Annotated in this window: 5 protein-coding genes and 1 tRNA gene; all 6 read left to right on the top strand. The window is 29.6% G+C overall.

The features are described from left to right. Positions 1 to 55: 55 nt before the first annotated feature. The 6 genes from GC105_RS04570 to addA all read left to right on the top strand — a co-directional run bounded on the left by GC105_RS04570 (position 56) and on the right by addA (position 11234). Positions 56 to 131: transfer RNA gene (locus tag GC105_RS04570), tRNA-Val, on the top strand. A 297-nt stretch (positions 132 to 428) separates the two neighbouring features. Further along, on the top strand, positions 429 to 1352 hold the full coding sequence (locus GC105_RS04565; protein WP_425481518.1) for an AAA family ATPase: 924 nt from the start codon (positions 429 to 431) through the stop codon (positions 1350 to 1352). Between the two features lie 12 nt (positions 1353 to 1364). After that, the gene (locus tag GC105_RS04560) at positions 1365 to 3152 is read left to right on the top strand and encodes a vWA domain-containing protein (protein WP_152802159.1); all 1788 of its coding nucleotides are present in this window, start codon (positions 1365 to 1367) and stop codon (positions 3150 to 3152) included. Between the two features lie 165 nt (positions 3153 to 3317). Next, positions 3318 to 4151, top strand: coding sequence for a deoxyribonuclease IV (locus GC105_RS04555; protein WP_343029951.1), 834 nt, complete (start codon positions 3318 to 3320; stop codon positions 4149 to 4151). A gap of 78 nt (positions 4152 to 4229) precedes the next feature. After that, positions 4230 to 7592 carry a helicase-exonuclease AddAB subunit AddB gene (addB, locus tag GC105_RS04550; protein ID WP_193708281.1) on the top strand — a complete coding sequence of 1121 codons (3363 nt, stop codon included), beginning with the start codon at positions 4230 to 4232 and terminating at the stop codon, positions 7590 to 7592. A gap of 132 nt (positions 7593 to 7724) precedes the next feature. Beyond that, the gene (gene addA, locus GC105_RS04545; protein WP_152802155.1) at positions 7725 to 11234 is read left to right on the top strand and encodes a helicase-exonuclease AddAB subunit AddA; all 3510 of its coding nucleotides are present in this window, start codon (positions 7725 to 7727) and stop codon (positions 11232 to 11234) included. The last annotated feature ends 36 nt before the right edge of the window (positions 11235 to 11270 follow it).

Below are 11270 nucleotides of genomic sequence, written 5' to 3'. Positions count from 1 at the left end.
CAGTGTTAAAAATAACTTTTAAATCATTAAGAATTATTGTATAATGAAAATTAGTGATTTCGTAGCTCAGCTGGGAGAGCGCCACCCTGACACGGTGGAGGTCGCTGGTTCAAGTCCAGTCGGAATCACCATTGATAATATTATTGAATATTTTAGCCCTTCTAATAAATTAATTGAAACCTATTAAAATTAGAAGGGCTTTTTAGTATAATTTATCAAAGTCGTTGCGTAATTAATGAAGGTGTTATAGGAACAAGTATACTACCGAGGTGCTTGATTCAAAGGTCAATCATCATTGATCAAGGTAATTCTCTATGGTAATAAATTATTTAAATTATAAAAGATACAATTACTTAGGTGTTTAATGTACAGGAGATAATGGAATATATAAATATATGATTTTATTAAATTGCTAAAGGATGATAAACGTGGATATTATTAAATTTCTTATAGAACATGATGTAAATCAAAAGTTAATAGATGATATTATTTACTTTAAAAATTTTTATAAAATAGATAATGAGTCAAAGGATAGAATACCTGAGCCAACTAATTTCTTCTACGGGAAGGATATTTGGGAAATGTCAATTGCTGCTCTACTCGAAGGAGAAAATATACTGTTATCAGGACCTAAGGCAACAGGGAAAAATGTGCTTTCTGATAATCTGTGTCACCTGTTTGGAAGACCACAATGGAATGTATCCTTTCATGTTAATACAGATAGCTCTAGTCTAATAGGAACAGACACTTTCCAGGATAATGAAGTCAAGCTTCGCAAAGGCGCAGTGTATCGTTGTGCAGTACATGGTGGATTTGGTATATTTGATGAAATAAATATGGCTAAGAACGATGCAATTGTAGTTCTACACTCAGCTTTAGATTACCGTAGGATCATCGACATACCAGGTTATGATAAAATTAAATTACACGAAGCTACAAGATTTATTGGAACAATGAATTATGACTACGCTGGAACTAAAGATTTAAATGAAGCATTAGTATCTAGATTTTTAGTAGTTGATATTCCAAAAGTTGACAGAGAAAAACTACTGCGTATTTTGAAAGATGAATTTAACGATGCTAATGAAGAAATATTAAATCAGTTTATAGGCGTATTTTTAGATTTACAGACAAAATCAGAGAATAGTGAGATATCTACTAAGGCTGTTGATTTAAGAGGCCTTATATCTGCACTTAAAACTATTAGAAGAGGATTAAAACCAAGGTTAGCGATCCGTATGGGTATCACAGGTAAAACTTTTGACGAATATGAAAAAGAAATTGTTGGAGATATTATTCGAACTAGAATACCCGAGGCTTGGAAAGCTACAGATGTATTCCCTTCCATTTAAAGGAGAATAACCATGGAGATGTTTAATGACTATGATCTCAAAAATCGATTAAATAATATAATGTGGACTATTTCTGGAAACTATAATGAAGAAATTGAAGGCATAGATAAATATGCAGACTATTCTAAGGACTTAGCTATTTACTATGCTGTTAAAACTGGAGCGAGGCAAAGGTATGTAGATTGGAATCTAATTAAAAGGTATATTGTGTATAAAATGAAAAATGGGGTTAATCCTGATATTATGATACCCTTTGTAGAAATATGTGCTGATATATTAGTAGAGGATAAACTTATTCAAGAGAGACCAGGTATTACAGATATAAGAAATAGAGGATTTGAAGAGTTATTAGAAAGATTTCTTACAAAGAAAAATAACACATTAATAGATAAAGTAAGATACGCCTGGGTCTTTGAACAAATGGGCAAAAGTGTACAGTTTGATAATAATATTAAGAATATATTAAAAGATATGAAACGATGTAAAGAAGCAAAAGATACAAAAGAATTAATCAAGATTATAAATAATATATTTACAAGTCATTTTAATCCAGAAGATGATGTTTATGAATATGAAGAAAATCAAATAATTGATGAACTTGAAATTCAAGATTTGAGTAGCAATGAAGAAAATGATTTTTCAGATTTTTTGTATGAAGAGTTATTTAAAGACAGCGAAATAGATGAAGGTATATCAGATAGGGTTGACCAAATGAGTGCATCTTTATTAGTAGAGTCTTTAGGAGAGTTATCTAAGGTTCCAGACAATAATATTAATAAAAAAGTATTTATTGATGAAGAAACTGCTAAAAAAATATACGATAAAATTAGTTATTATTATGGAAAACCTTATATTAGCGAGGAAGAATCTAAGAATATTGAACGGAAAATTTGCAAGAATGTTCACGATGGTTGTAGAGTTCATTTTACGGATGGTGTTCTTAGAACTAATTGTGATAATGCATTTCAAACAAAGTATGTTTCAAGGCAAAAAGAAAATAACTTATCTTATTATGCTAAAAATCCAAGGGTTAATAAAAGGAATATAGTAAAGTTAAAACAATTGATTCAAAGGACTATGACTGCAGAAAGTGAAATTACTACTATTCCCGCAGACAATGGAGTAATTGTTTCAAACAAACTATGGAGAATAGGTAGAACCCGCAATAATAAGGTGTTTAATAAGGTTTTAAGTAATGAAAAAGGAGGATATGTAGTAGATATTTTGCTTGATGGAAGTGGGTCCCAAAGGATAAATCAAGGTAGGGTTGCTACACAGGCGTTTATTATTAGCGAAGCTTTAACCCTAGCAAAAATACCTAATAGAGTTATGGGGTTTAGTAGTTTCTTAGACTATACAATATTAAGAAGATATCGTGACTATAATTCTCCTATAAGTGATAATAGAAACATATTTGAGTATTATTCGGCTGGGAATAATAGAGATGGATTGGCAATTCAGGCTGTGTGCGAAGGTATTATAAAGAGAAATGAAGAAAATAAAATAGTAATAGTGTTAAGTGATGGAAAGCCTAATGATATTATCATCTCTAAAACTAGCCAAAGGAAGATAACAGGGCAGCCACCTTATAAAGGTGCTACAGCTATAAAAGATACTGCACTAGAAGTTAGAAAGGCTAGAAAACAAGGAATTTTGGTTTTAGGCGTATTTACAGGCAAAGAAGAAGATTTGTTCGCAGAAAAGTATATATATGGAAAAGATTTTATTTATACGAGAAGTATAGATCGATTTTCTGATATTGTAGGAACTTTTTTGAAGAGAGTTATTGAAAATTATTAGAAGACATTTAACAAACATGTAAAAGTATCTTATCATATCTATTTTAATTGATGTGCTAGGATACTTTTAGTTTAAAGTTATCTTTAATGTTATAATAGGGGAAATAAATCTTAGCAGATTTATTGTTTTGGGTAAACTAAAGAAGTACAAAAAGGAGAGGTTTATGTGCTTTATATAGGGTCGCATTTGTCAATTTCAAAAGGTTTTTTTGCAGCTGGAAAAGATGCATTAAGTATAGGTGCAAATACATTTCAGTTCTTTACGCGTAATCCTAGAGGAGGAAAAGCTAAAAAATTAGATTTAGATGATATATATAAATTTAAGGAGCTAATGGATGAAAATCATTTTGGGCCATTATTAGCACATGCTCCATACACTTTAAATATGTGCTCAAATACGGAAAAAACAAGAGATTTTGCTAAGATGATTTTTGCAGACGATTTAGAGAGACTTCAATCCATACCTTGTAATCTATATAATTTTCATCCTGGGAGTCATGTAGGACAAGGAGTAGAAAAAGGGATTGAATTAATTGTCGATATATTAAATGATGTATTGAAGGTGGAACACAATACTACTATTTTATTAGAACTTATGTCTGGTAAAGGTTCAGAGGTAGGTACAAATTTTGAAGAAGTTAAAGAAATTATAGATAGAGTAAGCTTGAAAGAAAAAATGGGTGTTTGTTTAGATACTTGCCATATATATTCTGCTGGTTATGATATCGTCAACAATTTAGATGATGTTATTGATGAGTTCGACAGTATTATTGGTTTAGATGTATTAAAAGCTATACATTTAAATGACAGTAAGTATCCACTAGGTACGTTTAAGGATAGACATGAAGTAATAGGAGAAGGACACCTAGGACTTAAATCAATCATTGAGATAGTTAATCACCCTAAGTTAAAAAATATACCGTTTTTTTTAGAGACACCAAATGAGTTAGAGGGACATGCTAAAGAAATTCAAATGATAAAAGAAAATTACAATGATTAATTTGAGTAATAAACAAGTTATTGGAATCAACAAGACTAGGCTTGTTTTTGGAAACTATGTTTGAATGGAGTGGTTTTTGTGTTGAATTTAGTAGTTGGAAGACAAGGGTCAGGCAAATCAACTGTTATCTATAAACAAATTAAAAAATGTCTAGACAAGGGAGAAGATAATCTGATTTTAATTGTTCCTGAACAATTTACATTGCAAGCAGAGAGAAATTTAATAGAGCAGTGTAATCTTCCAGGAATATTTAATATTGAAATACTCAGCTTTTCTAGACTAGCTAATAGAGTTATGTCTGAAGTAGGTGGTGTAACTAAGACTAGACTATCTGAGACTGGTAGGTACATGGCACTTCAAAAATCTCTTATTGAAAGAAAAGATGATCTTTTAGTTTATCCAGGAATGATTAAAAAACCTGGATTCATTGCTATGATACAAGATGTGATTTCTAATTTAAAGAGAAGAGTGATAAATGAAGAAGATATATCTAAATTGCTAAGTGAAGGTCTTGGAGACCATCAAATGCTATATAGGAAGATTCATGATTTAAAACTAATATACCAAAGTTATAATAAATGGTTAGGTACAGATTATTTAGATAACGAAGATGCAATAGATCAAAATATTAAAAACATTGAAAGAAGTAATATAATCTCATCATCAAAGATTTGGATTGACGGATTTCATACATATACAGAGCAGCACTTTCGATTGATTGAGAAATTATTTAAGTATTCTATGGAGCTGACTATTGCTTTGACACAAAGCTTGAAGACTAATGACAGAGATGCTGATATTTTTCAAATTAATAATAATACTCAAAACACCTTGATAGAAATGTCTAATGGACAATATAAAATAATATCATGCCATTATTTACAAAAACATAATTCTCAAGAGATTAGACATTTAGAGAAAGAATTATATTCATATCCTACTATAGAGCTTAATGAAAAAGTTGAAGACATAAGCATTAAGAAGTACAAAAACATATACGATGAGATAGATTCTATATGTATAGATATTTTAAAATTAGTGCAAGAAAAAAAGTACCGTTGGAGAGATATTAGTGTAGTGACAAATGATTTAGATAGCTATTCTTTTTTAATTAAAAGAACCTTTAAAGAATATGATATTCCGTTTTTTATGGATTCAAAGAGAAAAATTTCTGATAAACCTTTGAGTATTTTACTAGTGAGTACATTAAAAGTAATTACTAGTAATTTTCGCTATGATGATATATTTGCTCTTATAAAGACAGGTTTAACAGATTTAGAGTTTGAAGATTATGAATTGTTAGAAAATTACGTACTTAAATATGGAATAAAAGGAAACAGGTGGAGAAAAGAATTTGAATTTATTGATGAGAGAGATGACTTTGATCTCGATAAGTTAAATTTATTACGAGTTAAAGTTATGGGACCAATTTTACAATTAGAACGGGATATTAAAGGGGATAGTACGTACATAGGTATTACAAGTGCTCTATATAAATACGTAAGAACTTTAGAGATTGAAGACAAACTTCACAATGTAATTTATGAGCTAAAAGAAGAATATAATCAATATGAATACGCTTCAGAAATATCACAAATATTCAATATTATAGTGAGTTTGTTCGATGAGATTGTAGAAATATTTAAAGATCATAAAACTAATATAAAGGAATATATAAGTATATTAGAAGCTGGTATAGAAGCAGTTGATTTAGCTATTATTCCTTCATCATTAGACCAAGTGATAATAGGTGATATAACAAGGTCTAGGAATTCAGGTTATAACGCTTTATTTATACTTGGTGTAAACGAAGGTAAATTACCTTCTTCACCTTCTGTAACAGGTATCTTAAATGAAAGTGAAAATCAGATAATCAGACAAAATGGTATAAAGATTGATGACGATCTAAATTTTAAGAGTATTCAAGAAAAGTATTTATTTTATAATGTTATCTCAAAGACAAAGAAAAAAATATTCATAAGCTATCCCTTAGCTGATTATGAAGGGGTTTCTTTGAGACCATCTATATTAGTAAGCCGTTTTTATGAAATTTACCCTGATTTGTCAACTAAAATAGAGATAAGTGATGACGAAAAGATAAACAATGCTCAAGGCTCTCTAAAACACATGATCCGTCATTATAGAATTATAGCTGATGGTTTACAAGAAAGAAAAGAAAGTAAATGGGATGAAGTATATCTATGGTATAAAAATAATAAGAATTATAGTGACAATATTATAAATATGAAAAGGGCAATTTCATTTGATAATCAAGTGTCTAATTTAAAAAGTAAATATGTATCAGAACTTTACGGTGACAGAATAAGAACAAGTGTAACTAGGTTAGAGGAGTACGTGAGCTGTCCGTTTAAGCATTATATTACCTTTGGACTAAAACCTAAGGAAAGAAAGATATTTGAAATATCTATACCTGATATAGGTGATATATTACATAAATTAATTTATGATTATTCAATTTTATTAGAAAAAGAGAATCTAGATTGGAATATCATAGAAAAGAATAATTTAATAAAATTGTGTGATGAAGTAATGGACAAGTTTATTATAGAGTATAGGCATGGAATACTAGATAGTAATTATAGGTACAGATATCTGGCAAAATATGTTCATAGACTATTTCTTCGGGCAGTAGAGACTTTAACATATCAGTATAGGAAGGGAAAGTTTACGATACTTGGAAATGAACTGATCTTTGGGATTGATAAACCTTTACCTCCAATCAAAATAGAATTGTCAGGCAAGTATATGCTCTTCTTAGAAGGTAGAATAGATAGGGTAGATATTCTTAAACAAGACGAGAAACAGTACTTAAAAATAATTGACTTTAAAACTGGCAATAAAGATCTAATTTTGAAGGATATATACTATGGGTTGTCTCTTCAATTACTTGTATATATGTGGGTGTGTTTAAACTATGGGAACAAAAAAAACATTGAGACTGTCGCAGCGGGTTTGTTTTACTTTAAATTAGATGACCCGTTAATATTAAGTGGGAAAAACCAAATAGAAAATATTGAATATGAAATTACTAAGAGTCTAAAATTAAAGGGGCTTATGCTGAAAGATAAAGAAATGCTTAAATCCTTGGATGAAAATATCGAAAATTCAGATATTTTAAATTGTAAGATTAAAAAGGATGGAGAGTTCTCTGCTACATCGAAAGGTCTAATTAAACAAGAGCAAGTTGATCAGCTTATATACCATGCGGAAAAAACAATTACTAATATTGGCGAGGAAATTTTTCAAGGAAACATATCTATAAGCCCGATTAAGACAAAAGATAAAGAGGCTTGTACATATTGTAATTACAAAGCTATATGTTTTTTTGATCAACAGTTAGCAGGTAGCAAATTTAACTTGAAGCCAGAGTTGAAAGATGAAGAAGTAATGAAGCTGATAGAAACTGCCAAGGAAGAATAAATAGATACAACAGATTAAGACTAAGTCATCCAGAGCGAAAGCGTGGGATCTTAAATACAAAGAAGGACTAAAGGGTTATGTGGACAAATATTTATAGATTATGAGTGTGTTATTGAGTTAGGAGGAAATAGTTTGTGGACTGAAAATCAGCAAAAGGCAATAGATACTAGGGATAAAAGTTTACTTGTGTCAGCAGCAGCTGGCTCAGGTAAGACGGCAATCTTAGTAGAGAGAATAGTGAAAATTATCATTGAGGATAAGGTGGACGTTGACAAATTATTAGTAGTCACATTTACTAAAGCAGCAGCTGAAGAAATGAGGGTAAGGCTCTATAAAGCTTTAGTCTCAAATATTAATAATCAAGAAGAACGGGAGTTTATTAATAAACAGATTAGTAATCTGCCAAGTGCATCTATAAGCACATTGCACTCTTTTTGCCTGAATATCACTAAAAAATACTTTCATGTCATTGATTTAGATCCTGGACTTAATATTGGAGATGATACTCAAATAGCAATTCTAAAAGATAAAGCCATGGAAGATCTATTAGAAGGTGAATATGAAAAGGGAGATGATAGATTTTTCAATCTCCTAGAAATGTTTAATAACCGCAGGGATGAAGAGCAAATAAGGATGATTATTAATAGAATGCATGCATTTATTATGAATAGACCTTTTCCAGATCAATGGTCTCAAAATGCTTTAAAGAACTTTACATTTAACATGGAAGAATTTAATAATAGCATTTATTATAAAGAGTTTATCCGTATCACTAAAAAGAAGTTGAAATCTGCCATTGATCAAGTTGAGATTGCCAATAGCATAGCGGGCTCAATAGTTAATAATGAGAAGATAATGGCAATTTTAAATGACGAGATAAGTCAATTAAAAAATTTAATGAAGAAACTACATACAGGTTATGAATCTTTTTATAATTCATTAATTTTAGTAAAATTTGCTACGCTTAGCTTTAAGTGTGAAGATTTAGATATTAAAGAAAACATTGTTAGTTATAGAAACAAATCTAAAGACATTGTTAAAAAAATTATAGATAGTCTAGAGTTTAACGCGCCTGATTATATGTTTGAAGACTTAATGGACATGTTGCCAGAGATGTCATACCTAATGGATCTTGTATTCAAATACCATAAGATTTTTAGAGATAAAAAATTAGAGAAGAGAATAATGGATTTTAATGATATGGAACATTATACTCTTGAAATATTACAGACAAAAGAAGTAGCGAAAGAATTAAAAAATTACTATAAATTTATATTTGTAGATGAATATCAAGATAGTAATGAAATACAAGATACAATTCTTACAAGTATTATGAAAGAAGATAATGTATTTTTCGTGGGGGATGTAAAACAAAGTATATATAGGTTTAGAATGGCTGATCCTACTTTATTTTTATCTAAACAAGACTCATTTAGAAAAACAGATGAAGACTCTAAAGAAACTATAGCCCTAAATCAAAATTTTAGAAGTAGAAAGAAGATTATTGATTTTATAAATATAATATTTGAAAATATCATGAGTAAATATATAGGTGAAGTAGATTATGATAGTGAGGCAAAATTATATCTTGGTAGCAAACAGCCGTTTCTAGATGAAAAAGTTAATGTTTCTATTATTCACAATGATAGTGATAATATTCCTAGTGAAGAAGTTATGGAAATTAACAAAATAGAAGCTGAGGCTATGTACATATCTAATCAAATAAAAGAATTGTTAAAGATTAAGATTTATGATCAAGAAATTAATGATTATAGGTATATATGCTATAAAGATATAGTTATACTTCTTAGAACAACTAGAGGATGGTCAGAGACGTATTATGAAACACTAAATAATGAAGGGATACCAGTTTATGCTGAATCACAGACAGGTTATTTTGAAACACTTGAAATTAGATTATTAGTTCAACTCTTAAAGGTTATAGACAACTTATATCAGGATATACCGTTTATAGGCGTTTTAAGATCTCCTGTATTTTCTTTTACAATAGAAGAGATTACTAGTATTAGAATTCATAATAGTAAATTAAGTATTTATGAAGCAATATGTTCTTATGTAGCAGAACATAATGATAGTCTTAGAGACAAATTAAATAATATGTTGAATAAGATAAAACTTTGGAAAAAACAATGTAGGTATATGCCTATAAATGATTTTATATGGAAACTAGTAATCGATACGGGTTATTACCATTATATTAGTGCTATGCCTGGAGGTATACAACGCCAAGCTAATATTAGAATATTAATTGATAGAGCAAAACAGTATAGTGAATCCAATATTAAGGGATTATTTAATTTTATTAGATTAATTGAAGGTATGAAAGAGACGAAAAGAGATTTGACATCTGCAAAAGTCATTGGACCTAGTGAGGATGTGGTCAGGATTATAAGCATACATAAAAGTAAAGGACTTGAGTTTCCAGTAGTGTTTATAGGTGGTCTTGGAAAGAAGATGAATCTTCAAGATATTAGAGATCCTATTATTGCACATAAGGATCTAGGCATTTGCCCAAATTATGTGAACATTAAAGAAAGAAGGTATTCTCCAACGATATTTAAGACAATAGCTAAAGAAAAGTTGCAATTAGAAACTTTGTCTGAAGAAATGAGAGTACTATATGTAGCTATGTCAAGAGCTCGAGACTATATATACCTAGTAGGAAGTGTAAACAATATTGAACAATGTACGAGTAAAAATTGGAAGACGACATTAAGTGAATACGACGTTTCTACAGGAAAAAGCTACTTAGATTGGATTATGCCTGTAATATTAAAATTACCTCAATATACTGACGGTAATTTAAAAGAAATTTTGGATTTTAGCATTATAAAGTTATCACAGATATATGAAGACCATAAGAGTAATCAGGTGAAAGATAAGTATGATCTCCAAGATTATTGGCAGAGAGTAGATAACGCCAAGGAGATTAGTGAGGAAGTGAGATTTAAATTAGAGTGGGAATATAAATACCAAAGTTCAAGTATTATGCCGACAAAAACTTCAGTTTCTGAGCTTAAAAATGAGAAAAAAAATCGAGGTAATAGCCTTATCAAAATATCAGAGACTTTTAATACACCTAAGTTTTTAGGTCAGGATCATCCAACAGGTGCTCAGAGAGGTAATACAATTCATTTTATATTACAACACTTAGATTTTAATAAATTTAGAAATAAGGATTACAATATTGAACAAGAGATTAATGATCAGATTGATATGATGGTATCAAAGAATTTAATATTACAGGAAGATCTAGACGATTTTTATATTGAAAAAATAGCTATGTTTATGAATAGCAAACTTGGCAAAAGATTATTAGCAGCTCAAAGAGTTTACAGAGAAAAAGCCTTTAATCTTAAAAAAGAAATTGATGATTCATCCAAAGATTATGTACTTATACAAGGTATTATAGATTGTTTTTTTCTTGAGAAGAATAAGTACATTTTAATAGATTATAAGAGTGATTTTTATGCTGACGAAATAATGAAAAATATTTTGATTCAAGATTATCGTGAACAAGTTCAATTATATAGACAAGCCATTGAAGAATTAACTGAAATTGAAGTCTCAGAGAGCTATATATACTTTTTTCATAATAATGAAGCTGTGAAGATTTTATGAGCAACTAGTTGATGGCTAATTTCTGATAAGACTAAT

It is taken from the genome of Alkalibaculum sporogenes (assembly GCF_009362815.1).
GTDB lineage: Bacteria > Bacillota > Clostridia > Eubacteriales > Alkalibacteraceae > Alkalibaculum_A > Alkalibaculum_A sporogenes.
Note: the sequence above shows the minus strand (reverse complement) of the source record. Positions and strands in the feature narration are given on the sequence as shown.

Coding starts and splice junctions, on each gene's coding strand:
- GC105_RS04560 (WP_152802159.1), top strand. CDS start 1,365: ATGGAGATGTTTAATGACTATGATCTCAAAAATCGATTAAATAATATA.